We start from the raw sequence: 24,933 nt of genomic DNA on the forward strand, positions 1-24,933 counted from the left end.
GCAGAAATGGTGGGATAAAATGAAAAAAGTACTTATAATTGTAGGACCAACTGCTGTTGGGAAAACCAGTTTATCAATTAAATTAGCCAAAAAATTCAATGGTGAGGTAATTTCTGGTGACTCTATGCAAGTTTATAAACATTTGAATATTGGTACCGCAAAGGTTACTAAAGATGAAATGGGAGGCATTTCTCACCATTTAATAGATATACGTGATGTAAGTCAAAGATATTCTGCAGCGGAATTTGTAGAGGAAGCTAATCATTATATCGATGACATAATTAGTAGAGGAAAATTACCAATTATTGTTGGAGGAACCGGATTTTATATTCAATCATTAGTTGATGGTTTGAATCTAGGTGGGGATAAATATGTCGATGATACTTACCGAAAAGAATTACATGAATTTTCTAAGGAAAATGGTAAGCAAGAATTATGGAATAAATTAAATGACATTGATCCTGAGGCTGCAAAAAATATTGATGTAAGCAATGAACGAAGAGTTATAAGAGCGATGGAAGTTTTCCATAATACTGGAAAGAAATTTTCTGATCAATCTAATAATGAAGTAGATTTAAATAGTTTTATCATTGCATTAAATACTAATAGGAAAGTTTTATATAATAGAATAAACTATCGAGTAGATAAAATGTTTGATGATGGATTGATGGATGAAGTCAAATGGTTATTTTCAAAAAATGACTTATCATTACCAGCACTTAAGGGAATTGGTTATCGAGAGTTTATTGATTATTATGCAAACAAAATTGACTTAGAAACTGTAAAAGATAACATCAAAAAAGATTCAAGACATTATGCAAAAAGACAGCTTACTTGGTTCAGAAATAAAATGGATGTTAGATGGTATGACATAATATCTGACATGAATAACGAAAAAAACATAGAAAAAGATATACAAAATTGGCTAAAATAGTAATATATATATTTGCATGTAAGAAATTATCACATAATAAGTTGACATAAGAAAATATAATGTTATTATTAATTTTGTTAGAAGGAGTTAGAGATGAAAGAAAAGGATTTAAGAAGATCGCTTTCTGTATTACCAATCGGGACTGTTATGAAATTAACTAGTCTTACAGCTAGACAAATCAGATATTATGAAGAACAAGGCTTGGTTTCACCTGAAAGAAATGATGGGAACCGCCGTATGTATTCTTTGAATGATATCGATACGATTTTAGAAATTAAAGACTATTTGTCAGATGGATTAAACATTTCTAAAATTAAGTCTATATATGAAAAGCGTAAGAAAGATAGCTATAAAGACAATTCTGATGGCTTATCTGATCAAGAAGCGAGAAAACTCTTGTCCGATGAGCTTCTTAATATTGGTGGCTTAAATTCCAGGGACGCCAATAATAATTCTTTTTAACTAATTTAATGTTGAATATGTTAGGGGTAGATGTAAATGGCTACAAAGCATGATTATACAAAAGAGGATATTCGTCGAATTGTTAAAGAAGAAGACGTTAAATTTTTACGTTTAATGTTTACTGATGTATTGGGTTCACTAAAAAATGTTGAAGTCCCAATTAGTCAATTGGATGAATTATTAGATAACAAACTTATGTTTGATGGATCATCAATTGAAGGATTTGTAAGAATTGAAGAAAGTGACATGTACTTACATCCAGATCTATCAACATGGATGATTTTCCCTTGGAGTACTGAAAGAGGAAAAATTGCTAGAGTTATTTGTGAAGTTTACAAGCCAAATGGTGAACCATTTGAAGGTGATCCAAGAAATAATTTGATTAGAGTTCTACAAGATATGAAGAAAGCTGGATTCTCATCATTTAACATTGGACCAGAACCAGAATTCTTCTTATTCAAGATGGATGAAAATGGCAAACCCACAACTAATCTAAATGACCAAGGAAGTTATTTTGACATGGCTCCACTTGATTTAGGTGGAAATTGCCGTAGAGAAATTGTTTTAACCCTTGAAGAAATGGGATTTGATGTGGAAGCTGCCCATCACGAAGTAGCACCTGGTCAACACGAAATTGACTTTAAATATGCAGATGCTTTAAATGCTGCCGATAATATTCAAACATTTAAATTAGTAGTTAAAACAATTGCAAGAAAATATGGATTATTTGCAACCTTTATGCCAAAGCCACTAAGTGGTATTAACGGATCAGGAATGCACTTAAACATGTCATTATTTAATGATGATGGGGATGTATTCTATGATGAAGATGGTGATTTGAAGCTTTCTGAAACTGCTTACCATTTCTTAGGTGGTTTAATGAAGCATGCAAAGAGTTACACTGCTATTTGTAATCCATTAGTTAACTCATACAAGAGATTAGTTCCTGGTTATGAAGCTCCTGTTTATGTAGCTTGGTCGGGATCAAACAGATCACCACTTATTCGTGTTCCTAACGCAAGAGGATTAGCAACACGTTTGGAATTAAGAAGTGCTGATGCTTCAGCTAACCCATACTTAGCCATTGCCGCTGTTCTAGAAGCTGGATTGGATGGATTGAAGAATGGAATTGTTCCTCCAAAGAGCGTGGACAGAAATATTTACCGTATGGATGCTGAAGAAAGAAAAGAAAATCAAATCGTTAACTTACCAGATGACTTGTTAGATGCATTGAAAGAATTAAGCTCTGACGAAGTTATGAAGAGAGCTATGGGTGAAAAGATCTTTAACAGTTACTTAGCTGCTAAACACCTTGAATACAATGCATACCGTGCTCAAGTTTCTGATTGGGAACGCGATCAATACATGGAAAAATACTAGAATAATTCTAGTTTCAAAAAGATCAGATGTTATCTGGTCTTTTTTTATTTGGATAAGAAAAACAATGATGATAAAATTTAATAGATGAGGTGATTTTAAATGTTTAATTACAATAAAATTCTTAATGATGCAGCTGTTAAATTCAATATGCAGGGACAAAATAAAGAATTATTGCCAATAGGAAATGATAAAAAGGGTAGAATTTTAGCAAATATTGATATGGGATTGTCTAAGATTGCTGATGATTCTAAAAGACACTGTATTTATAAAAGTGATCAAGAAAAAATTAATAAAGAAAATTATAAAGAACAATTAATGAGTGATTTTGTATATACAATGAATCTATATATGATATTTGCTAGTATGAATAATTGGACAGATGCTATTGTCATGAGTGATGAAGAACAAGAAAAATTATTTTCTTTAAAAGCTGATGATGATTTTAATAAGGTATATTTGTCTATTAAAAAGATGCTTTTTAACGGATATTTTAATCATAATAAAAAAGATTTCATTTTTTCATGGAAAATGTTAAATAAATATGCTATAGTAGATTTTGGTTTTGATATTAGCGAGATGGTTTCTCACTTTGATCAAACAAATTCAACAAAATAATTTAAAATTCTTGTTGACACAGACTTGAGTTTTAGATACAATAATAATTGTTGATTTTTTGATGTCGCGGTAGCTCAGCTGGATAGAGCAACGGTCTTCTAAACCGTGGGTCGAGAGTTCGAATCTCTCTCGCGACACTAATAATTATTAAAAGCATGTCCAAATTGGATATGCTTTTTTTCTTGACTAATTTTAATAAAATATGTATACTTAAAGCGTTGTATTTGTGGACTTTCACAGCTACAACCGCGCAGACTGAGTATTAAGTCCTATAAGGCGCTTATGTTTGGCGAGTCTAAGCATATTATTTAAGGAGGTGCACATTATGTACGCAATTATCGTTACAGGCGGAAAGCAATACAAAGTTGCTGAAGGTGAAGCAATCTACGTTGAAAAGCTAAACGCAAACGAAGGTGACAAGGTTACATTTGATCAAGTTGTTTTCGTTGGTGGTGATTCAGCTAAGGTTGGTACACCACTTGTAGACGGAGCTTCTGTTGAAGGTACTGTTGAAAAACAAGGCCGTGGCAAGAAGATTACTATTCTTCGTTACAAACCTAAGAAGGGTGCTCGTTCTAAGAAGGGTCATAGACAACCTTACACTAAGGTTATGATTGACTCAATCAAAGCTTAATTAAGGGAAAACAAATGATATTAGCAAAGATTATTCGAAATAAAGAAAATAATCATATTAGTGAATTTAGTTTAAAAGGTCATGCTGATTCTGCTGAATATGGAAAAGATATTGTATGTGCTGCTGTTTCTGTTTTATCTATTTCAACTGTAAATGGATTACAAAAATATGCGCATATTAATCCTAAAGTTAATAGCGATGATGCTAATGGCGGATTGTTAGAAGTATCAATTCCGGATGCTAATAATCATGATGACCAAATAGCTGCCGATGCTATTTTATCTACATTCCAAAATGGAATGGATGATATTTCTCATAGTTATGCGAAGTTTGTTAAATTAGATATTACATTCGATTAAATTGTACGGAGGTGTAATCCAATGTTAGAAATGAATCTACAATTCTTCTCTCACCATAAAGGTGGAGGTTCAACTGCTAACGGTCGTGATTCAGCTGGTCGTCGTCTAGGTACTAAGGCTGCTGATGGATCAAAAGTTACTACTGGTTCAATTATCTACCGTCAACGTGGTACTCACATTTACCCAGGTAAAAACGTTAAACGTGGCGGTGATGATACTTTATTTGCTTTAGCTGATGGTGTTGTACGTTTTGAACGTAAAGGCCGCAGCAAGCGTCAAGTTTCAGTTTACCCAGTATCTGAAACAGTTGCTAAGTAATTAGTGAATAATGTTGAAAAAGCCTGATTTTTTCAGGCTTTTTTTATTATCAAGGCTTATTTAATTAAACCTAAAATGATACAATATAAGTAATGAATAAATTACCAACTCTTTTTAATATTAAGAAGGAGTTTTTTAGGGAGGAAATTTAATTATGGCTACAATTTCAACTGCTCAATTTAAGACAGGATTAACTATTGAAGTTGATAATGCTATCTGGCGTATTATTAACTTCCAACACGTAAAACCAGGTAAAGGTGGAGCTTTCGTTCGTACTAAGCTAAAGAACTTAAGAACTGGTGCCGTTCAAGATAAAACTTTCCGTTCTGGTGCTAAGATGGAACAAGCTCAAATCGATACTAGAACTATGCAATACTTATATTCTGATGGTTCTGGTTACGTATTCATGGATATGGATACTTATGAACAACTAAGTGTTCCTGGCGACAAGATTAAAGATGCTTTGAACTACTTACAAGAAAACATGGAAGTTTCAATTGTTCAATACGAAAACGAAGTTATTGGTATTGAAGTTCCAAACACTGTAACTCTAGAAGTTTCAGAAACTGAACCAAGTATTAAAGGTAATACTGCTTCCGGTGGTAGTAAACCAGCTACTATGACTACTGGATTAATCGTTCAAGTTCCATTCTTTGTTAATGCTGGTGACAAATTAGTTATTAACACTACTGATGGAACATACATTTCAAGAGCTTAATAACCGCTGATAAGCTGTATTTGATTGGAGGGTATTTCTATGGCAGAAGAAACAAATATTTCTTTAAAGAAATCTAGTTCTGATTTAGGTGAAATCAAGATTTCTCCTAGTGTATTAGAAATTATTGCAAGTATTGCATCTGTTCAAGTAAAAGGTGTAAAGAGAATGCGAGGATCACTAGCAACCAGTGTGAATGAACTATTTGGTCGCAAAGAAATGGGTAAAGGTATCAAACTTGATTTTCATGATGGAAAATTAATCGTTGATGTATATGTATATCTTAATTATGGTGTTTCTGTGCCAAAGGTTGCATTGAATATCCAAGAACAAGTTAAACAACAGCTTTTATTCATGACAGAGCTTGATTTAGGCGAAGTTAATGTACATGTAGAAGGTATTGTACCTGATAAAAGTGATAAAAAGTATGATCCAAATACTTTATTTAGTGGTAATAGTAGCAATAAGGGTGAAAAATAGTGGAAATTACAAGACACAAAATAAGAGAATATGCATTCCAAACATTATTTGCAATTAATGCAAATGATACAACCGATAAGAACCTATTCTTTCATGCCATTTCCAAAACTGATAGTGAAGTAGATATTCCTGAATACTACAACACATTAGTTGATGGTGTATTAGAACATATTGATAGTTTAGATGATAGTATAATCTCCTATCTTGTTTCCGGTTGGTCAATTGATAGAATTGCTAAGACTGATTTAGCTATTCTAAGACTTGCATTTTTCGAAATTAAATATGTTGATGATGTACCTACTAAGGTTGCAATCAACGAAGCTCTAGAATTAACAAAGAAGTACAGTGATGATCATTCACGTAAATTTGTTAATGGAGTTTTATCAAACACAATTGCTTAACTAAAGAGATTCGCTTATGGCGAATCTTTTTTGATACATAAACAAAAAAATATTCTTTATATGCTAAAATGTATATAAAATACTCTGTGGAGGTTATAGGATGTCCAATATTATTGATGGAAGAATGCTAGCTAAAAAGATGAATCAACAAACTACTGATATGGTTAGTGAATTAAAGAGTAGAGGAACTAGTCCTTGTTTAGCTGTTATTATCGTTGGTAATGATCAAGCTAGTCACCGCTATGTTAGGAGTAAAAACAAAAAGGCAACACAATTAGGAATTAAATCCATTGTAAAAGAAATGCCGGAAGAAACATCTGAGCAAGAAGTTTTACAAGTTTTAGACGAATATAATAACGATGATAAAATCAATGCAATTTTAATACAATCTCCACTTCCTAAACATATTAATGAAAAATATGTTATGAGTAAAATTAATCCTGAAAAAGATGTGGATGGTTTCCAAGTTATTAATTCTGGAAAATTATTTTTAAATGAACCAACCAATTATCCGGTTGCATGTACTCCAAAGGGTATTATGACCATGTTTAACGAATATGGTATAGAACTAAAAGGTAAGAAAGCTGTAGTTATTGGTAGAAGTACTATTGTGGGAAGACCTATGGCTGCATTATTAATTAATGCTGGAGCTGAAGTGATGGTTATAAATCATTACGTATCTAATATTAGTGATTACACAAAGGATGCTGATATTATAGTTTCTGCTACTGGTAAATTGCATACAGTTACTGAAAATGATGTTAAAGACGGAGTAGTAATAATTGATGTAGGACAAAACGTTGATGAAAATGGCAAGCTAGTTGGAGACGTTGATTATGATGATTTACGTTCTAAGGCTTCATATATCACTCCTGTACCAGGTGGTGTTGGTCCTATGACTATTGCTACATTAATGAGACAAACGGTAGAACTTGCAAAATGGAGTGAAAAATAATGGATAACGATTATTTAAGTGTTACTGACTTAACTAATTATATAAAGAAAAAATTTGATCGAGATCCTTATTTAGGAAAAGTATATTTAACTGGTGAAATCTCAAATTTTAGGTTACGTCCAGTTCATCAATACTTTAGTTTAAAAGATGATAACGCTAAAATTAGTGCAATTATGTTTAAGTCTGCATTTAATAAAGTTAAATTCACACCAGAAGAAGGGATGAAGGTCCTAGTTACTGGTAGAATTTCATTATATGAACCCACTGGTAATTACCAAATCTACATTGAACATATGGAACCTGATGGAGTAGGAGAGCTTTATCAAGCATATGAACAGTTAAAGAAAAAATTATCTCAAGAAGGTTTATTTAACGCAGAACATAAGAAGAGATTAGTTAAATATCCCAAGAGAATAGCAGTCGTTACTTCACCAAGTGGAGCTGTTATAAGAGATATTATCACTACTACTCGTAGAAGATATCCTATTGCTCAAATTGTCCTATATCCTGCTGTTGTGCAAGGTAATGCTGCCGCAAAGAATATTGTTAGACAAATTAGCAGAGTTAATGAACGAGATGATTATGATACATTAATCATAGGACGTGGTGGTGGATCTATTGAAGATTTATGGCCATTTAATGAAGAAATAGTTGCTAGAGAAATTTATAAATCAAAAATACCAGTTATTTCTTCAGTTGGACATGAAACTGATGTAACCATTTCTGATTTAGTATCTGATGTGCGTGCAGCTACTCCAACTGCAGCTGCTGAATTAGCTGTCCCCGTTTTAACTGATGTTTTAACTGAAATACAAAATAATAAAATAAGAACTATCAATTCTTTTGGTAACAAACTTAAACAACTACAACAACGTTTATCTAAAGCCAATGAATCATATATATTTAGACAACCAGAAAGATTGTATGATTCATATGTACAAAAGATTGATATGTTAAACGAACGTTTAAATAATAGTTTTAAAGAAAAGATTAATTTATTTGATAGAAGACTAAATGATTTAGTTTATAATCTAAAAATAAATTCACCTCAAGCATTGATAAAAGAACAAATGCAATCGTTAGAGGTTAATAATGAAAGACTTCAACGTAATATCAACCAATTAATAGATAATAAAAGAGTAGAACTAAAAAGAAATATTGAATCACTAGATCACTTAAGTCCATTAAAAGTAATGGCTAGAGGGTTTAGTTTTACAACTAATGAACAGGGTGAAGTTGTTAAAAAAGTTGATGATTTAAAGAAAAATCAAACTGTTGAGTTAAATTTAATTGATGGTTCTGCTAAGGCAACTGTAAATGAAATTAAAAAGGAGCATAAATAATGACAGAGAAAGTTAGTTTTGAAGAAAATATGGATAAGTTGGAAAAAATTGTTCAAGAATTAGAACAAGGTAACATTCCGTTGGAAAAAGCATTGTCTCAATTTCAAAAGGGAATTGAATTAAGCAATGAATTACAAAACACTTTAAAGAATGCTGAAAACACATTGGCTAAAGAAATGACTGACAATGATGAAGAAAAGCAATTTGAAAAACCCGAAAGTGATGATAAATAATGGCAGATAAAAGTTTATTGAAAGAGTTTATCAGTGATAATAATCCGGCAATTGATGATTATTTATCAAACCACTTGGATGAATATGTTGATCAAAAAGATTTATTGGATTCCATGAAGTATTCTTTAATGGCTGGTGGTAAGAGACTTAGACCATTATTTACTATTGCAGTCATGAAGATGATGAATAAAAAAATCGAAGATGATCAAATGAAGGCTGCATGCGCCTTAGAATTACTTCATACCTATTCATTGATTCATGATGATTTGCCAGCTATGGATAATGATGACTTAAGAAGGGGTAAACCTACTAATCATGTTATTTATGGTGCTGGATTAGCTACATTAGCTGGGGATGGATTATTAACTTTGGCTTTTCAATGGCTAACTGATAACAAAATGAATGATTCAATAAAGAGTAAATTAGCTTTGTTACTATCTAAAGCAGCTGGACCAAGTGGTATGGTATCCGGACAAGCCAAAGATATACAAAATGAAAATAAAAAATTGACATTAGATCAACTAAAAGGTTTGCATCGTGAAAAAACTGGGGCTTTGATTCGTTATGCTTTAGCAGCCGGTGCTGTTATGTCAGAAGTTGATAACGAGTTAGAAAGAAAATTAGATAAATTTGGCAGTGACTATGGTTTAGCCTTTCAAATTTACGATGATATTTTAGACGTAGTATCCAATGACAAAGAACTCGGTAAACCCGTACATCAAGACGGTAATAAAAATACTTACACTAATTTATTAGGGTTAGATAAATCATATGACTACTTAAAGCAATTAATTGATGATTGTAGAAATGTGTTAGATGATATTAATACTCAATATAAATTAGATACGAGTGTACTTTCAGCATTTTTAGATTATTTTGAAATAAAAAAATAGGAGTAGCACATAATGAAGAAACAAAGAGTGGACGTTTTACTGGTTGAACAAGGAATATTTGATACCAGAGAAAAAGCTAAAAGAGCTGTTATGGCTGGAGAAATTTTAGGTAAAAACGAAGAAAGATTAGATAAACCTGGAACCAAAATACCAGTTGATACAAAATTACATTTAAAAGGGAAACCAATGCCTTATGTAAGTAGAGGTGGACTTAAATTAGCTAAAGCTTTGAAAATCTTTAATTTGGATGTAAATGGTAAGACAGTTCTTGATATAGGATCGTCCACCGGTGGCTTTACAGATGTGATGTTACAAAATGGTGCTAAATTAAGTTATGCATTGGATGTAGGTAGTAATCAATTGGTATGGAAATTACGAGAAGATGAAAGAGTTATCGTAATGGAACATACAAACTTCAGATACAGTAAACTTGAAGATTTTACACATGGTCAACCTGAATTTGCATCTATTGATGTATCATTTATTTCTCTACATTTAATTTTGCCTGTTTTAAAGAACATTTTAGTTAAAAATGGACATGTGGCTGCTTTGGTTAAGCCACAATTTGAAGCTGGTAGAGATAAGATTGGAAAACACGGAATTGTTAGAGATCATAAGGTTCATCAAGAAGTCTTAGAAGATATTATTAACTTTGCTGTGTCTGCTGGTTATTCAGTTGAAGGACTTGATTTCTCACCAATTAAAGGTGGAGAAGGAAATATTGAATTCTTAATTAATTTGAAATCAGTCGATAATCCTTCCATTAATCCTGATATTTCCATTACAGATACAATTAAAAATGCTGATAATCAACTATAATGATGTAATGTCATTAATGAAAGGAAGTCGTTTACTTGCTAGAAAACTTATCCATTACAAATTTTGCAATTATTGATCATTTAGAGATTGATTTTTCAGATGGTATGACGGTTTTAACTGGTGAAACAGGTGCTGGTAAATCGATTATTATTGATGCCGTTGGATTATTAGCTGGTGGCAGAGGTTCACAAAGCTTTATTCGTACAGGCAGTAACAAACTATTAATACAAGGTTTATTTGTATTTCCACAAGATGGATTAACTTATCGTGTATTAGATGATTTAGGTATCGATCACAGCGATGGCAGTGTTATTTTACAACGTGAGATATATCGTAACGGAAGAAACATTTGTCGTGTAAACGGGATGCTGGTAAATACAGCAATGCTTAAGAAAATTGGTGAAACTATTGTTGATATTCATGGTCAAAATGAACATCAAGAATTAATGCAACCAGAACGCCACGTTTCGTTATTAGATGAATTTGGTGATAAAGAACTAGATGGCATTCTAGAAAATTATCATAACTGCTTTGATCGTTATCAAAAACTTAAAGCATCTATCAAAGAAAAACGAGGCAATGAAAAAGAATGGTCACAACGTTTAGATATGTTGCAATTCCAAGAAAATGAAATTAAAAATGCTCATCTAGAAGTGGGTGAAGAAGAAAAACTAGTAAGCGAACGTGATCATTTGTTAAATTATCAAAAGATAGTGGATTCATTAAAATTAAGTTTTGAAGCTATCAATGGTGATGAAAACTTCAATCCACTAGATATGATTGGTGAAGCCAAAGGCGCTATGGAATCTATTGAAGAAGTAGATTCTCAATTTAATGAAATTTCAGATAACATAAAAAACGCATTTTATTTACTACAAGATGCATCTGATAATATTTCAGATCAAATGGACTTACAGGAATTTGATCAAGGTAGATTAGAAGAAATAGAAGCCAGATTAAACGTTATATATGGATTAAAGCGTAAGTATGGTGATTCTATTGAACAAGTATTACGTCATTACGAAGATGTAGTTAATGAATTATCTACTATGCAGGCTGACAAAAATACTGGTGAAAACCTTAATGAACAATATGAATCTACAGTTAACCAATTGAATGAGTTAGCGGATAAATTAAATGCAAAAAGACACAAGGTAGCTGTAGAACTAGAAAAGTCTGTCCATTCTCAATTATCTGATTTATATATGGGGAAAACAGAATTTAAAGTTCATTTTGAGAAACTACCTATTGGCGAATTTAATAGATATGGTTCGGAACGTGTAGAATTTTATATGAGAACTAATCCTGGTGAAGGGATGCTACCACTTTCAAAGATAGCTTCTGGTGGTGAGTTATCTCGTATAATGCTGGCACTAAAGACTATTTTTACTAACGTTCAAGGAGTAACTTCTATTATTTTTGATGAAGTAGATACAGGTGTATCTGGACGTGTTGCTCAAGCAATTGCTGAAAAAATTAGTAATATTGCTAAAATGTCACAAGTTTTATGTATTACTCATTTGCCACAAGTTGCAGCTATGTCTGATCATCATTACTTTATTGAAAAGAAAGTGGAAAAGGAAAGAACTAAGACTGGAATTGTTAAATTAACAGTTCAACAAAGAGTAAAAGAATTAGCTAGAATGCTTTCTGGATCTACTGTTACTGATTTAACATTGCAACATGCAAATGAACTATTACGTTTAGCTGACGAGACTAAAAAATAAATTTGAAAAAATCTTAAAAATAGGCCATAATAGTAATAATATAAATTTTTTTGAGGGGTTTTAGTATGGCAAAAAGAGGAATGCTAATTGTTCTTTCTGGTCCTTCTGGTGTTGGAAAAGGGACTGTTAGAAAAGCATTGTTTAACGAACCAAACGTGGATTTTAAATATTCTATTTCTATGACTACTAGAAAGCCACGTGAAGGTGAAGTTAATGGAAAGGATTATTTCTTTGTAAGCAAAGAAGAATTCGAAGATCACATTAAAAACGGTGAAATGCTTGAATATGCTAAATATGTAGATAACTATTACGGTACTCCTTTGAATTATGTTAATAAGACCTTAGATGAAGGTCATGACGTATTCCTAGAAATTGAAGTTAATGGTGCAATGCAAGTTAGAGCTAACTGCCCAGAAGCCGTATTTGTATTCTTAACTCCACCTGATTTAGTAGTCTTAAAGAACCGCTTAATCGGCCGTGGTACAGATGATATGGAAGTTATTGATAAAAGAATTAAGACTGCCGTATCAGAAATTAAAATGATGCGTAATTATGATTACGCGGTATTAAACGATAAAGTTGAAAATGCTGTTGATAGAATTAAAACTATTATCAATAGTGAAAGACTAAAAGTAAATCGTGTAATGCCAGATTATTTATCAATGTTAGGAGAAGAAAAATAATGTTATTATACCCATCAGTTGACAAATTACTTGAAAGAGTTGATTCAAGATACTCATTAATCATGCTAGCAAGTAAACGTGCTCATGAAATTGATACAGGATCACCTTTATTATTAGATAACTACAAATCAAGAAAATCTATTGGTAAGGCTTTTGAAGAAATTGCTGCTGGAAAAGTTGAACTTACTAGAGATGCAAAATAATAATTTTTAAACCTTTGCAGGAATGCAAAGGTTTTTATTTTAAATTTTTGATACAATATAGTTATTAATTATGTTATATGGGGGAGAGACGATGTTTAATAATAAAAACATAGCATTGTACGTTACAGGAAGCATTGCTGTTTATAAATCTTTAAGTCTAGTTAGACTGCTAGTAAAAAACGGTGCTAATGTAAGAGTAGTTATGACTAAAGAAGCACAAAAATTTGTAACCCCACTTGCATTTCAAACATTAACGAAAAATGAAGTATTTACAGATACTTTTGATGAAAAAGATGTTAAAGAAATTACTCATATTAATATAGCAATGTGGGCAGATTTTTCTATAGTTGCCCCAGCTACAGCAAATATAATTGCCAAGATGGCTAATGGAATTGCGGATGATGCAGTTTCAACAACTTTGTTGGCTACTGCTTCTAAAAAAATAGTAGTACCAGCTATGAATAATAATATGTGGGATAATCCTGCAACACAAAGAAACATTGCACAAATTGAAAATGATAACGTAACTGTTTTAAATCCCGATAAAGGATTCTTAGCTGAAGGATATACTGCAAAGGGTCGTATGATAGAACCAGAAGACATTGTAGAAAAAATCTCAGAGAAATTTAGTTTTAGTGATGAATTAGCTGGAAAAAATGTTTTAGTAACTGCTGGTGGAACACAAGAAGCTATTGATCCAGTTAGATACATTAGTAATGCTTCATCTGGAAAAATGGGATATGCAGTTGCAAATGCTGCCGTATCAGCAGGAGCAAATGTGATTTTAGTTACTACTAAAGATAATTTACCATTAGATTCTAGAATTAATCGTGTAATGGTAAAGTCATCAAATGAAATGCAAAAAGCTGTTGAACAATATTTTGATAATTTGGATGTATTAGTTATGGCAGCTGCAGTTTCTGATTATCGTCCTGAAAAGATTGCTGAACAAAAGATTAAAAAGACAGGATCATATTTAGATTTGCATTTAGTAAAGACTAATGACATTTTATTTGAGTTGTCTAAACACAAGAAAAATCAATTTATGGTTGGCTTTGCAGCAGAAACACAAAACCTTCTGGAAAATGCACAAAATAAATTAAATAAGAAAAAATTAGATATGCTATGTGCCAATGATGTAAGCAATAAATCTATTGGTTTCAATAGTGATAATAATCAAGTTTCATTTATTGATAAAAGTGGAGTTTTTAAGAAAACGGATGTGGAAAGCAAAACCTCTGTTGCTAGAGAAATAATCAAAGCAATCAGCGAAAAAATTTAATTGTTAGGAGGAACTAATTTGAGATTAGCTAAGGTAATAGTAGATGTACCAACTATGCAGACGAATGACCCATATACTTATTTAGTTCCTGATGAATTGTCAGATAAAATACAAAAAGGAATGCGTGTAATAGTTCCATTTGGGAATGGAAGTAGAAAAATTCAAGGAATTATTGCAGATGTAGATAATGATGGTGAGTTTGATGGTAAATTAAAGAAAATTGAAGGTATTCTAGACTTAGAACCTGTTTTAAATCCAGAATTACTATCTTTGTCTAAATGGATGTCTAAAAAAACTTATGCTTTTCAAATTAGTTGCATATTAACCATGTTGCCTAGCGTCATGAGAGCCAAATATCAAAAACAATTGGTTCTAAATAGTGATGACGTAGATGATGACATTTTGAAACTATTTGATGGATCTACAGTCATTGATTTTGACGTGGATAAATTACCTAATGATATAGTAAGAAAAATCATTCAAGCACGTAAAAAACGACAAGTAGTTATTAAATATAAGGTTCAAGATAATGCTAAAGCTAAAAAAATATATGCATTATCCTCCAAGATATCTACTGATGAAGCTAAACATGAATTAGAAAATATCCGAAAAAATTCGAAAAATCTAATTAAAATTTTGCAATATATTATTTCTCATCCCGGAGAAAGTATTGCACAAAGAAAATTAGCGAAAGACTACGATATTTCTGAATCATCAATAAAAACGGCTATTCAAAAGAATTGGTTTAAACGATTTTTACAAGAAGAATATCGTAATCCATACAAGCAAACGGTTAAAAGAAATTATCCTTTGAAGTTAAATGATGATCAAGCCAATGCTGTTAATACTATTAGCGATAGTATTGAAAAGGAAAATGACCAAGTATATTTACTTGAAGGAGTAACCGGTTCAGGAAAAACAGAAGTTTATTTACAAACTATTCAAAGAGCCCTTAAAATGGGGAAGACAGCATTAATGTTGGTTCCTGAAATTTCATTAACTCCACAAATGGTTAAAAGAGTTAAAGGACGCTTTGGAGACAGAGTTGCTATGTTACATAGTGGCTTATCCAGCGGTGAAAAATATGACGAATGGCGTCGTATTGAAAATGGTGAAGCCGATGTGGTAGTGGGAGCACGTTCAGCTATTTTTGCACCACTAGATAATATTGGTGTCATTATTATGGATGAGGAACATGAATCTAGTTATAAACAAGATGATGCTCCTAGATACCATACAAGAGATGTGGCCAAATGGCGTGCTAACTATCATAATTGCCCACTTGTATTAGGAAGTGCTACTCCCTCTTTAGAATCTCGAGCTAGAGCTACAAAAGGAGTATATACTTTAATTAGATTGCCACATCGTATTAACAATCAGTCATTACCTGAAGTTCGTATTATCGACATGAAAGAACAAATGAAAGAAAATGGGCAAGAAGATTTCTCAAATGAGTTATTAGCTGCCATTAATAATCGTTTACAAAAGCACGAACAAGTAGTTTTAATGTTGAACCGTAGAGGATATTCTTCATTTGTTATGTGTCGTAATTGTGGCTTTGTTTTGCATTGCCCTAATTGTGATATTTCTTTAACTTTACACATGGATTCAAGAACAATGAAGTGTCACTATTGTGGTCATGAAGAACCTATTCCTAATAAATGTCGTAATTGCGGTAGTAAAAAGATTAGATACTACGGTACTGGTACACAAAAAGTACAACAACAGTTACAACGATTAGTACCTAATGCAAGAATTTTACGTATGGACGTAGATACCACACGTAGAAAAGGTTCACACGAACGTTTATTACAAAGATTTGGTAATGGGGATGCTGATATCCTATTAGGAACACAAATGATTGCTAAAGGATTGGACTTTCCCAATGTTACCTTAGTAGGAGTATTAAACGCGGATACTTCGCTAGATTTACCTGATTTTAGATCTAGTGAAAGAACTTTTGATTTATTAACTCAAGTTAGTGGAAGAGCTGGAAGGGCTGAAAAGAGTGGATTAGTGTACGTACAAACATTTAATCCTGATAATTACGCTATTCAGTTATCTAAAAAGCAAGACTATGAATTGTTTTATCGTAAGGAAATGAGTATTAGACATGAAACTAATTACCCTCCATATTTCTTTACAGTAAAGATAACTGCTTCTGATGTGAATGAAAGTAAGGCAGCTGCTAAGATGTTTGAAATTGCAAAGATTTTGAAAGCTAAGCTTAGTCAGCAAGCTATTATGTTAGGCCCATCACCTAGTTCTATACTGAAGTTAAAAAACAAGTATTATTATCAAATAATCATTAAATACAAGCATGAACCTAACATGGATGAATGCTTGGAATATATATTGAATCATTATCAAAAGGATGCACAAAAAGGATTATATGTAAATATAGATCCTGATCCTTTGAATTTTATGTAAAGGTGTTGAATAGTATATGAAAAAAGTAGTATTTATGGGGACTCCTTCATTTGCAGTCCCAATTTTAAAAGGTTTGGTTAATTCTGGTGACTATGATATTAAAGCAGTAGTAACCCAACCTGATAGACCATTTGGACGTAAAAGAGTTTTAAAGGCTTCTCCAGTAACACAAGCTGCTGAAGAATTATCTATTCCTGTTTTACAACCGGAAAAAATTAGTGGTAGTGAAGAAATGGATAAAATAATCGATATTAATCCAGACTTTATTATTACTGCAGCATTTGGACAATTTTTACCAGAAAAATTATTGAATGCGGCTAAAATTGCGGCAGTTAATGTTCATGGTTCATTATTGCCTAAATATCGTGGTGGTGCACCAGTTCAATACTCATTAATTAATGGTGATAAACAAACTGGTATCTCTATCATGTACATGGTTAAAAAAATGGATGCTGGTGACGTTTTATCACAAAGAGCTATTGATATTGAAGCCGATGATGATACCGCATCTCTATTCGAAAAATTAAGTATTGTAGGTAGAGATTTATTATTAACTACTCTAAAAGACATTGTAAATGGAAAAGCAGTAGCTACTCCACAAAACGAAGATGAAGTAGTATTTTCTCCAAACATTTCTCGTGCACAAGAACAATTAGACTTTAATAAAACAGCTTTTCTAATTGATCGTAAAGTAAGGGCATTAAGACCATCACCAAATGCATTTGCAATTATGAAGGGTAAGAGAACTAAATTTTGGGAAACTAGACCTTTGTCTGAAAAAACAGATTTAGAACCTGGTCAAGTAGTTGAAAAGACTAAGAAATCATTGAAGATAGCTTGCGGTGATCACACAGTGTTACAAGTACTTGAAATCCAACCTGCCGGAAAACCTAAACAAGCCATTAATGCTTTCTTAAATGGTGCCGGTCAATCCATTAAAGAAGGAGATATGGTGATTGAAAATGGCGACAAGTAATCCTCGACTATTAGCAGTTAAAACTTTAGATAAAGTTTCTAATGGTGCTTATTCTAATTTGCAATTAAATCAAGTAATTAAGAAACATGAGTTAACTACTAAGGATATATCATTATTAACTAATATTGTTTACGGAGTAATCCAACATAGATTAACTTTAGAATATCAACTAAATTTCTTCTTAAAGAATCCTAAAAAAGTAGATAGTTGGGTAAAAGAATTATTATATACAGCTATTTATCAAATGGAATATTTAGATAAAATCCCCGATAGAGCTATTTTTAATGAATCAATAAAAATTGCTAAGAAGATGGGTCACGATGGAATAAGAAGACTAGTTACTGGTGTTTTACATCAGATTCAACGCAAGGGACTTTCTTCATTCGATGAAATTAGTGATCCTATTGAAAAATTATCTATTCAGTATAGTATTTCTAAGTGGATTATTGAAGAGTTAATTAATCAGGTAGGGATGGATAAAACTATTTCTATTCTAAATAGTATTAATGAACCTTCTAAGCAATCTATAAGATTCAATTCACGTATAGTGAAAAAGAATGACTTGGCCGAAAAATTAAGAAGCCAAGGTTATCAAGTAAAAGATAGTGAGTTAGTGGCAGCTGGGTTAATTTTATCCGGTAAATCTGCTAGTTACAGTTCAACTTTCTTAGATGGTGAAATGACTATTCAAGATGAAAGTGCAATGTTGCCAGTAGAATCCATGGATATTAAACCTAGTGACGTCATTTTAGATGCTTGTTCAGCTCCTGGTGGAAAGACTACACAAATTGCGGAACAATTAGATGCAAAACAAGGTGGACGTGTGTACGCGTTAGATTTACACGATAATCGTTTAAGACAGGTTGTTAAAAATGCTAAACGATTACATGTAGATGATGTGTTGTCTACACAAGCATGTGATGCCAGAAAATTAGATGATTATTTTGCTGATAATACATTTGATCAAATTTTAATTGATGCCCCATGTTCAGGTATTGGTTTAATCAGAAGAAAACCTGAAATTAGATACGAAAAAACATTAGCAGATGTTAAGAAATTATCTGGTATCCAATTAGATATCTTAAATGCGGCTGCAAGTAAACTAAAAGAAAATGGAAAAATTGTTTATAGTACTTGTACTATTTTGAATCAAGAAAATTCAGATGTAATTGAAAAGTTCTTACAAGAACATAAAGAATTTAAATTAGTTAAACCCACATCCAAAATGAATGTAGCAACTAATGACGATTATTTACGAATTTATCCGGATGACTTTGATTCTGATGGCTTCTTTGTATGTAATTTAGTTAAAAATGGTGGTGAATAAAATGCATGTCACTGCTGATTCAGAAATTGGTAAAACCAGAAACAGTAATGAAGATTATATAGGTTATTTTAAAAATAAACAGGGTGCTTTAATTGCCATTTTAGCTGATGGTGTCGGTGGAAATGTAGGTGGTGATGTGGCTGCTTCTATGACCGTAGATTTCATAGGAGAAAGCTTTCAAAACTATCACATTTCATCGATAAATGAAACTAAATTATGGTTATCAAATATAATTAAGCAAGCTAATGAGAATATTTTGTCTTATGGAAAGACCAATGAAAAATTTAGTAAGATGGCAACTACTGTAGTTATTGCTATTTTCTTTGGAAATCAATACCTACTTACTCACTTAGGTGATAGTAGATGTTATTTGTATCGCAATAATACATTGCAACAACTAACGGAAGACCATTCTTATGTAAATTATTTAATTGATAAGGGTAAGATAAAATCTAGTGACGACGTGGATGCAAATATGCGTAATGTCATTGTTAAAGGTTTAGGTGTATCAGAAGATGCAGATGTAGATATTTCTAATAATGCATTGTTACCTGATGATGTGGTTATGATATGTAGTGATGGATTAACCAAGATGGTAGATGATACAAATATTGAAAATGTCTTGCAAAAGAATATAAGTGATGATTCCAAAGTAAACGCACTAATGGATTTAGCCAATGAAAATGGCGGAAAAGATAATATATCGGTTTTAATCATTAATAATCGCTTAGGAAGTGATCACTTATGAAAAAAGGATATGTATTAAGTAATCGCTATCGAATTATTAGTAAAATCGGTGAAGGTGGGATGGTTAACGTATATCTTTCTTATGATATGAAAGATAATCGTTTAGTAACTATTAAAATTATCCGCCTAGATTTTCAAGGTAGTGAAAAAGCTAAAAGACATTTTAAGTATGAAAAATTAGCTATTAATAATTTAAAGAGTGATCACATTGTTCAAGTATATGATTTAAATGAATCTGGAGATATTCAATATTTAGTTACTGAATATGTAGATGGTCAAGATTTAAAAAGCTATATTAGAGAAAATTATCCTATTAGCATCTCACGTGTTATTTCTATTATGTCGCAAGTCATTGATGCTATGAATGAAGCACATAAAAACGGCATAATTCATCGTGATTTAAAACCACAAAATGTTTTGATTGATCAAAACGGGGATGTAAAGGTTACTGATTTTGGTATTGCCTTGATAAGTAGCCAAGTTCCATTAACGCAAACTAATGCTATTGTGGGATCGATTCACTATATTTCACCCGAACAAGCATTAGGTAAAAAAGTGACTATTAAGTCAGATATTTATTCTTTAGGTATTATTTTGTATGAACTACTTACTGGAAAGGTACCATTTGATGGTGATTCTCCACTAAATATTGCTATGAAGCATACTAGTTTAGATTTGCCATCTATTATTGAGCAAAATGATAAAGTAACTCAAGCTTTGGAAAATGTGGTGATAAAAGCTACTGCTAAGCGTCCTGAAGATCGATACGATACTGTAAGACAAATGAAACAGGATTTATTAACTTCTATGGATGATGATAAAAAAGATGTAGTGAAATTGCATTTTGCTAATTATGAAATGGATGAAAATGACGATGGAAAAACCAAAGTATTAAAGATTAATGACCTAAAAAAGATTACGCAAACACCCACTAAAAAGCCTGCTTTAAAAAATGATCGTCATAAGGTATTTAAATTACTATCTTTGATAGTTGTATTGCTAGCTTTTCTAGGTATTATATTTTTATTTTTAAATCTAACCTTATTTTCTAGAGTATATGTACCTAATGTATCTGGATTAACGGTAAATCAAGCTAAAAAGAAACTAAAGAAATCACATTTGATAGTAACTAGGACTAAGTATCATTATGATTCTAGTGTATCGGTGAATAGAGTTATTTATACCAAACCTAAAGTAGGTACTAAAATGATTAATCATTCGGGAATTGTTTTATATGTAAGCAAGGGCTATCAAAATGTTAAATTAAGTAATTATGTAGGTGACTCGATTGATACTGCTGAAAATAAGCTTAAATCTTTAGGTTTTACAGTTGTAAAATCATACAGTTATACTACTGATTTCAAACCTAACATAGTCTTAAAGCAAAGTATTAAACCTAAAACGAATATTAAAAACCAAAATCGAGTGATCACATTAGATGTTTCTGCTAATTACCAATTACAAAAGATGAAAAATTTAGTTGGTATGAGTGTAAGTGATGTAAAGAAATATGGTGCAGAAAATCACTTGAATGTAAAATATCATTTTGAAAATACAAGAAATCAACCCGCAGGCAAAATATATCAACAAAGCCCTAGCTTTGATGCAGACGTAAAACGAGAACAAGACATTGATGTATGGGTATCTAAGGGTGTTGGTAACGGAAATAATTTAAAACATAGTGTTAATTTAGAAGTTAATTTGGTTTATAAAAAGACTGATAATTATCGTGGAAATAAAATAACTATTTACTCTAACGTCGATGGAAAAAGCGAAATATTATACCGCAATTTTTATATCAGACAAAATACCAAGGTAAATATTCCATATAGTTTGGAAAATAATCAAAAACCTAACTATAGAGTTTATCGTGATGGTAAGTTGATATTAGAGTAATCCAATGTATAATTAAAATAACAGTTCATATAGAGGTGATAAGTTGGCAGAAGGAAAGATTTTTCAATCTTTAAGCGGATTTTATGATATTATAAGTGGCGGAAAGATATATAGAACTCGCGCTAGAGGTAATTTTAGAAAAAGAAGAATTACACCTTTAGTAGGAGATAACGTAGAATTTGAATCCAGTTCTATGGATGAAGGATATTTATTAAAAATATTTGATCGTAGAAATTCACTGGTTAGACCGCCCATTGCTAATATTGATCAATCAGTAGTGGTAACTTCAGTAGTTAAACCTGATTTTTCATTTAATTTATTGGATAGACAGTTGATTGCTTTGGAAATTAATAAAATTAAGCCAATCATTTACTTTACTAAAACTGATTTATTAAATGATGAACAATTTGAATACTTTTACCATGTAAAAGATATTTATGAAAATGCAGGTTATAAAGTAATATTACCTCATGGCGATGACGATGAAGCTGTATCTGAATTAAAAGCATTATTTAAAAATAAAGAAACTGTTTTTATGGGTCAAACTGGTGCAGGTAAGTCTACGCTATTAAATAAGATTTCTCCTGAGTTGAATTTGGCTACTGGTGAAATTTCATCGGCATTAAATCGTGGTAAGCATACCACTAGAAAAGTTAATTTTATTCAAATTAATTCAGGATTGGTTGCTGATACTCCAGGATTTTCATCTTATGAAGCATTTGACATTCAATCTAATGAATTAAGAGATTACTTCCCTGAATTTAAAGCTAACGCGGGAATGTGTAAATTTAGGGGATGCGTTCATATAAATGAACCTAAGTGTGAAATTAAACGAATGGTAGATAATGACGAATTATCTCATGAGCGTTATCATGATTATGTACAGTTATATGAGCTGCTAAAAAATAAAAAACCAATTTATAACAAAAAGAAATGAGGAATTTATAATGATTAAAGTATCACCATCAATTTTAAGTGCTGATTATTTAAACTTACAAGATGACATTGCTAAGGTAGAAAAAGATGCCGAATTGTTGCATATCGATGTTATGGATGGTTCATTCGTACCAGCCATTTCATACGGTCCAAACTGGGTAAAACAAATTAAAAAGATTTCTAATCTAGAATTAGATGTTCATTTAATGGTAGTTAACCCTGAAAGATTCGTGGATGAATTTGCAGATAAAGGTGCTGACATTATCGGCGTTCACGTTGAAGCAACTCCACATATTCATAGAGCATTACAAATGATTAAAAATAAGGGTGTTAAAGCCGAAGTTGTTATTAACCCAGGAACACCTGTTGAATCAATTAAGCCATTACTATACATGGTTGATCAAGTATTAGTAATGACTGTTAACCCAGGTTTTGGTGGTCAAAAATTCTTACCAGAAACTGTTAAGAAGATTAAACAACTAGATGATATCAAGAAAGCAGAAGGCTATGATTTTGATATCGAAATTGACGGTGGAGTAAACAACGAAACTGTTAAGAAAGCTGCTGATGCAGGTGCTACTGTAGCTGTTGCTGGTTCATATGTATTTGGTGCAGATGATCCTGCTTCAAGAGTTAAAGCTTTAAAGGATGCTACTAAGTAGGATGAAAGTAGTCAATTTATTAGTTGGCGGGCCTAGTGATTTATGGCCAACATCTTTCAAAAATAATGAAGTTTCTGGAGATTGGATTGGTGTAGATCGAGGAAACTTTTGGTTGATAAACAAAGGAATCGATCCTCGAATTGCAATTGGCGATTTTGATTCCATGAATAGTGAAGAATTTAAGTTAGTAAGTGACCATGTGAAGGATATAAGAAGATTTAATCCGGTAAAAGATTTTACTGATACTCAGTTAGCTTTAAGGATTGCATCAGAAGAATTAAATGCTGACGTGATAAATATATTTGGAGCAACTGGTGGTAGGTTAGATCATTTTATGTCTAATATATTAATGGCTACAGAACCTAAATTTAAATCTATTGTTGAAAAAATCAGAATTGTTGATGTACAAAATACTATTCAATATTTCTTACCGGGACTAAAAAAAGTAGTAAAAAAAGAATCTGATAAGAAATATTTAGCTTTTATCCCACTAAATAAGATGAAGTTATCTATATGGAATGCTAAATATACCTTGGATAATCATGAGGTTCCTAGGCCATTTGCTTATTCTAGTAATGAATTTATTGGCGAAGAAGCTAATTTCTCGTTTGATAAGGGAATAGTTTGTGTGATTCAAAGCAAAGATAAATAAAAAAGAGCGTTTTTGATGATGATTCAAAAACGCTCTTTATTTTTGCGTACAAAAAAAGCTTGACCATTAAATGATCAAGCTTAAATATTATTAGGCACGAGTAACTTTACCTGATTTAAGAGTACGGGCACTTACCCAAACCTTCTTAGGTTTTCCATCCACAAGGATACGAACCTTTTGTAGATTTGGCTTCCAGCTACGACGTGAAGAATTCAAAGCATGGGAACGTTTGTTACCATAATGAGTTCTTTTACCATTAATAAAATCTTTAGCCATTGGTAAATTCCTCCTTTATTGATTTCTAGTCAAAAGCGTTGCTTTTATTACATCTCACTCTAATAATTTAGCATATTAGGGACGGATTTGCAATATTTTTCTTTCAAGTGATTCTACTTGACAGCTTTCAAGGTTAATTATAACAATGCTTTAGCTTTTTTTAAACATGTGGTAATATTAAATAGTGAATATGTTGAGAAATCTATCTTGCAAGGAGGCTATGATTATGGCCGTAAAAATTCAAACTAATTATGGATTAATTGATATTGATAATAATGTGATTTCCACTGTAGTTGGTGGTGCTGCTACTGATAACTATGGTGTTGTTGGTATGGCCAGCAAAAATCAAATTAGAGATAATGTTAATGAAATTTTGAAAAAAGATAGCTATTCAAGAGGAGTCGTAGTAACACAACAAGATAACAATGTTTCAATTGAAGTAAACATTATTGTTAGTTATGGAACTAAGATTTCTGAAGTATGTAAGAACGTACAATCAAAAGTTAAATATAACTTAAAAACTATGCTAGGCATTACAGCCAATTCGGTTAATGTAATTGTTCAAGGTGTAAGAGTTTTAGATTAAAGGAGGTTC

29 protein-coding genes, 1 tRNA gene and 1 other annotated feature are annotated in these 24,933 nt (G+C 31.7%); of the genes, 29 read left to right on the forward strand and 1 reads right to left on the reverse strand.

The genetic code is table 11. The features are described 5' to 3' along the window. The first annotated feature begins 19 nt into the window (after nt 1–19). From miaA to D7I45_RS03560, 28 genes are all read left to right on the forward strand, one after another. Nucleotides 20–934: a tRNA (adenosine(37)-N6)-dimethylallyltransferase MiaA gene (gene miaA / locus D7I45_RS03425; protein ID WP_120784357.1), complete on the forward strand. Its 915-nt coding sequence runs from the start codon at nt 20–22 to the stop codon at nt 932–934. 93 nt (nt 935–1,027) lie between these two features. After that, nucleotides 1,028–1,396 (forward strand): MerR family transcriptional regulator, encoded by a 369-nt coding sequence (locus tag D7I45_RS03430; RefSeq protein WP_120784358.1) that lies wholly within the window; start codon nt 1,028–1,030, stop codon nt 1,394–1,396. Nucleotides 1,397–1,432: 36 nt separating this feature from the next. Next, entirely contained in the window at nt 1,433–2,776 is a 1,344-nt protein-coding gene (gene glnA, locus D7I45_RS03435; protein ID WP_120784359.1) for a type I glutamate--ammonia ligase, read from the forward strand. Between the two features lie 99 nt (nt 2,777–2,875). Continuing rightward, complete coding sequence (locus tag D7I45_RS03440; protein ID WP_120784360.1) at nt 2,876–3,391, forward strand: hypothetical protein; 516 nt, start codon at nt 2,876–2,878, stop codon at nt 3,389–3,391. Between the two features lie 63 nt (nt 3,392–3,454). Further along, nucleotides 3,455–3,528: transfer RNA gene (locus tag D7I45_RS03445), tRNA-Arg, on the forward strand. A 97-nt stretch (nt 3,529–3,625) separates the two neighbouring features. Continuing rightward, nucleotides 3,626–3,698: a sequence feature (ribosomal protein L21 leader region), on the forward strand. An 18-nt stretch (nt 3,699–3,716) separates the two neighbouring features. Beyond that, nucleotides 3,717–4,025: a 50S ribosomal protein L21 gene (gene rplU / locus D7I45_RS03450; RefSeq protein WP_120784361.1), complete on the forward strand. Its 309-nt coding sequence runs from the start codon at nt 3,717–3,719 to the stop codon at nt 4,023–4,025. Nucleotides 4,026–4,039: 14 nt separating this feature from the next. Next, nucleotides 4,040–4,384: a ribosomal-processing cysteine protease Prp gene (locus tag D7I45_RS03455; RefSeq protein WP_120784362.1), complete on the forward strand. Its 345-nt coding sequence runs from the start codon at nt 4,040–4,042 to the stop codon at nt 4,382–4,384. Between the two features lie 21 nt (nt 4,385–4,405). Further along, nucleotides 4,406–4,702: a 50S ribosomal protein L27 gene (gene rpmA / locus D7I45_RS03460; protein WP_120784363.1), complete on the forward strand. Its 297-nt coding sequence runs from the start codon at nt 4,406–4,408 to the stop codon at nt 4,700–4,702. Between the two features lie 154 nt (nt 4,703–4,856). Beyond that, the gene (efp, locus tag D7I45_RS03465) at nt 4,857–5,420 is read left to right on the forward strand and encodes an elongation factor P (protein WP_120784364.1); all 564 of its coding nucleotides are present in this window, start codon (nt 4,857–4,859) and stop codon (nt 5,418–5,420) included. Nucleotides 5,421–5,459: 39 nt separating this feature from the next. Next, nucleotides 5,460–5,897 carry an Asp23/Gls24 family envelope stress response protein gene (locus D7I45_RS03470; protein WP_120784365.1) on the forward strand — a complete coding sequence of 146 codons (438 nt, stop codon included), beginning with the start codon at nt 5,460–5,462 and terminating at the stop codon, nt 5,895–5,897. Further along, complete coding sequence (gene nusB / locus D7I45_RS03475; protein ID WP_120784366.1) at nt 5,897–6,298, forward strand: transcription antitermination factor NusB; 402 nt, start codon at nt 5,897–5,899, stop codon at nt 6,296–6,298. The genes D7I45_RS03470 and nusB overlap by 1 nt, the downstream gene beginning before the upstream one ends. A 100-nt stretch (nt 6,299–6,398) precedes the next feature. After that, on the forward strand, nt 6,399–7,253 hold the full coding sequence (locus D7I45_RS03480) for a bifunctional 5,10-methylenetetrahydrofolate dehydrogenase/5,10-methenyltetrahydrofolate cyclohydrolase (RefSeq protein ID WP_120784367.1): 855 nt from the start codon (nt 6,399–6,401) through the stop codon (nt 7,251–7,253). Continuing rightward, nucleotides 7,253–8,596, forward strand: a complete 1,344-nt coding sequence (gene xseA, locus D7I45_RS03485) for an exodeoxyribonuclease VII large subunit (protein ID WP_120784368.1) — start codon at nt 7,253–7,255, stop codon at nt 8,594–8,596. The genes D7I45_RS03480 and xseA overlap by 1 nt, the downstream gene beginning before the upstream one ends. After that, nucleotides 8,596–8,829, forward strand: a complete 234-nt coding sequence (locus D7I45_RS03490) for an exodeoxyribonuclease VII small subunit (protein WP_120784369.1) — start codon at nt 8,596–8,598, stop codon at nt 8,827–8,829. The genes xseA and D7I45_RS03490 overlap by 1 nt, the downstream gene beginning before the upstream one ends. Next, complete coding sequence (locus tag D7I45_RS03495) at nt 8,829–9,722, forward strand: polyprenyl synthetase family protein (RefSeq protein ID WP_120784370.1); 894 nt, start codon at nt 8,829–8,831, stop codon at nt 9,720–9,722. The genes D7I45_RS03490 and D7I45_RS03495 overlap by 1 nt, the downstream gene beginning before the upstream one ends. 12 nt (nt 9,723–9,734) lie before the next feature. Further along, complete coding sequence (locus D7I45_RS03500; RefSeq protein ID WP_120784371.1) at nt 9,735–10,541, forward strand: TlyA family RNA methyltransferase; 807 nt, start codon at nt 9,735–9,737, stop codon at nt 10,539–10,541. 35 nt (nt 10,542–10,576) lie between these two features. Then, nucleotides 10,577–12,268 (forward strand): DNA repair protein RecN, encoded by a 1,692-nt coding sequence (gene recN / locus D7I45_RS03505; RefSeq protein WP_120784372.1) that lies wholly within the window; start codon nt 10,577–10,579, stop codon nt 12,266–12,268. A gap of 65 nt (nt 12,269–12,333) precedes the next feature. Next, entirely contained in the window at nt 12,334–12,951 is a 618-nt protein-coding gene (gene gmk, locus D7I45_RS03510) for a guanylate kinase (RefSeq protein WP_120784373.1), read from the forward strand. Beyond that, on the forward strand, nt 12,951–13,154 hold the full coding sequence (rpoZ, locus tag D7I45_RS03515) for a DNA-directed RNA polymerase subunit omega (protein WP_120784374.1): 204 nt from the start codon (nt 12,951–12,953) through the stop codon (nt 13,152–13,154). Before gmk ends, rpoZ begins: the two co-directional genes overlap by 1 nt. Before the next feature lie 91 nt (nt 13,155–13,245). After that, nucleotides 13,246–14,436 (forward strand): bifunctional phosphopantothenoylcysteine decarboxylase/phosphopantothenate--cysteine ligase CoaBC, encoded by a 1,191-nt coding sequence (gene coaBC / locus D7I45_RS03520; protein WP_120784375.1) that lies wholly within the window; start codon nt 13,246–13,248, stop codon nt 14,434–14,436. Between the two features lie 18 nt (nt 14,437–14,454). Beyond that, nucleotides 14,455–16,866: a primosomal protein N' gene (gene priA, locus D7I45_RS03525; RefSeq protein ID WP_120784376.1), complete on the forward strand. Its 2,412-nt coding sequence runs from the start codon at nt 14,455–14,457 to the stop codon at nt 16,864–16,866. Between the two features lie 16 nt (nt 16,867–16,882). Further along, the gene (gene fmt / locus D7I45_RS03530; RefSeq protein WP_120784377.1) at nt 16,883–17,842 is read left to right on the forward strand and encodes a methionyl-tRNA formyltransferase; all 960 of its coding nucleotides are present in this window, start codon (nt 16,883–16,885) and stop codon (nt 17,840–17,842) included. After that, the gene (rsmB, locus tag D7I45_RS03535) at nt 17,823–19,169 is read left to right on the forward strand and encodes a 16S rRNA (cytosine(967)-C(5))-methyltransferase RsmB (RefSeq protein WP_120784378.1); all 1,347 of its coding nucleotides are present in this window, start codon (nt 17,823–17,825) and stop codon (nt 19,167–19,169) included. Before fmt ends, rsmB begins: the two co-directional genes overlap by 20 nt. A 1-nt stretch (nt 19,170) precedes the next feature. Continuing rightward, nucleotides 19,171–19,917, forward strand: coding sequence for a Stp1/IreP family PP2C-type Ser/Thr phosphatase (locus D7I45_RS03540; protein WP_162924080.1), 747 nt, complete (start codon nt 19,171–19,173; stop codon nt 19,915–19,917). After that, nucleotides 19,914–21,812 carry a Stk1 family PASTA domain-containing Ser/Thr kinase gene (pknB, locus tag D7I45_RS03545; RefSeq protein ID WP_120784380.1) on the forward strand — a complete coding sequence of 633 codons (1,899 nt, stop codon included), beginning with the start codon at nt 19,914–19,916 and terminating at the stop codon, nt 21,810–21,812. Before D7I45_RS03540 ends, pknB begins: the two co-directional genes overlap by 4 nt. Nucleotides 21,813–21,855: 43 nt before the next feature. Next, nucleotides 21,856–22,749 (forward strand): ribosome small subunit-dependent GTPase A, encoded by an 894-nt coding sequence (gene rsgA, locus D7I45_RS03550; protein WP_120784381.1) that lies wholly within the window; start codon nt 21,856–21,858, stop codon nt 22,747–22,749. 10 nt (nt 22,750–22,759) lie between these two features. Then, the gene (rpe, locus tag D7I45_RS03555; RefSeq protein WP_120784382.1) at nt 22,760–23,410 is read left to right on the forward strand and encodes a ribulose-phosphate 3-epimerase; all 651 of its coding nucleotides are present in this window, start codon (nt 22,760–22,762) and stop codon (nt 23,408–23,410) included. A 1-nt stretch (nt 23,411) separates the two neighbouring features. Then, the gene (locus D7I45_RS03560) at nt 23,412–24,062 is read left to right on the forward strand and encodes a thiamine diphosphokinase (RefSeq protein WP_120784383.1); all 651 of its coding nucleotides are present in this window, start codon (nt 23,412–23,414) and stop codon (nt 24,060–24,062) included. Between the two features lie 90 nt (nt 24,063–24,152). On the opposite strand, the gene rpmB is transcribed toward D7I45_RS03560, so the two are convergent. Beyond that, a complete protein-coding gene (gene rpmB / locus D7I45_RS03565) occupies nt 24,153–24,338 on the reverse strand; it encodes a 50S ribosomal protein L28 (protein ID WP_034531080.1) in 186 nt (61 codons plus the stop codon). Between the two features lie 226 nt (nt 24,339–24,564). Between rpmB and D7I45_RS03570 the strand changes: the two genes are divergently transcribed. Further along, nucleotides 24,565–24,924 (forward strand): Asp23/Gls24 family envelope stress response protein, encoded by a 360-nt coding sequence (locus tag D7I45_RS03570; protein WP_120784384.1) that lies wholly within the window; start codon nt 24,565–24,567, stop codon nt 24,922–24,924. The last annotated feature ends 9 nt before the right edge of the window (nt 24,925–24,933 follow it).

The sequence above is a fragment of the Apilactobacillus bombintestini genome, from assembly GCF_003627035.1.
GTDB lineage: Bacteria > Bacillota > Bacilli > Lactobacillales > Lactobacillaceae > Apilactobacillus > Apilactobacillus bombintestini.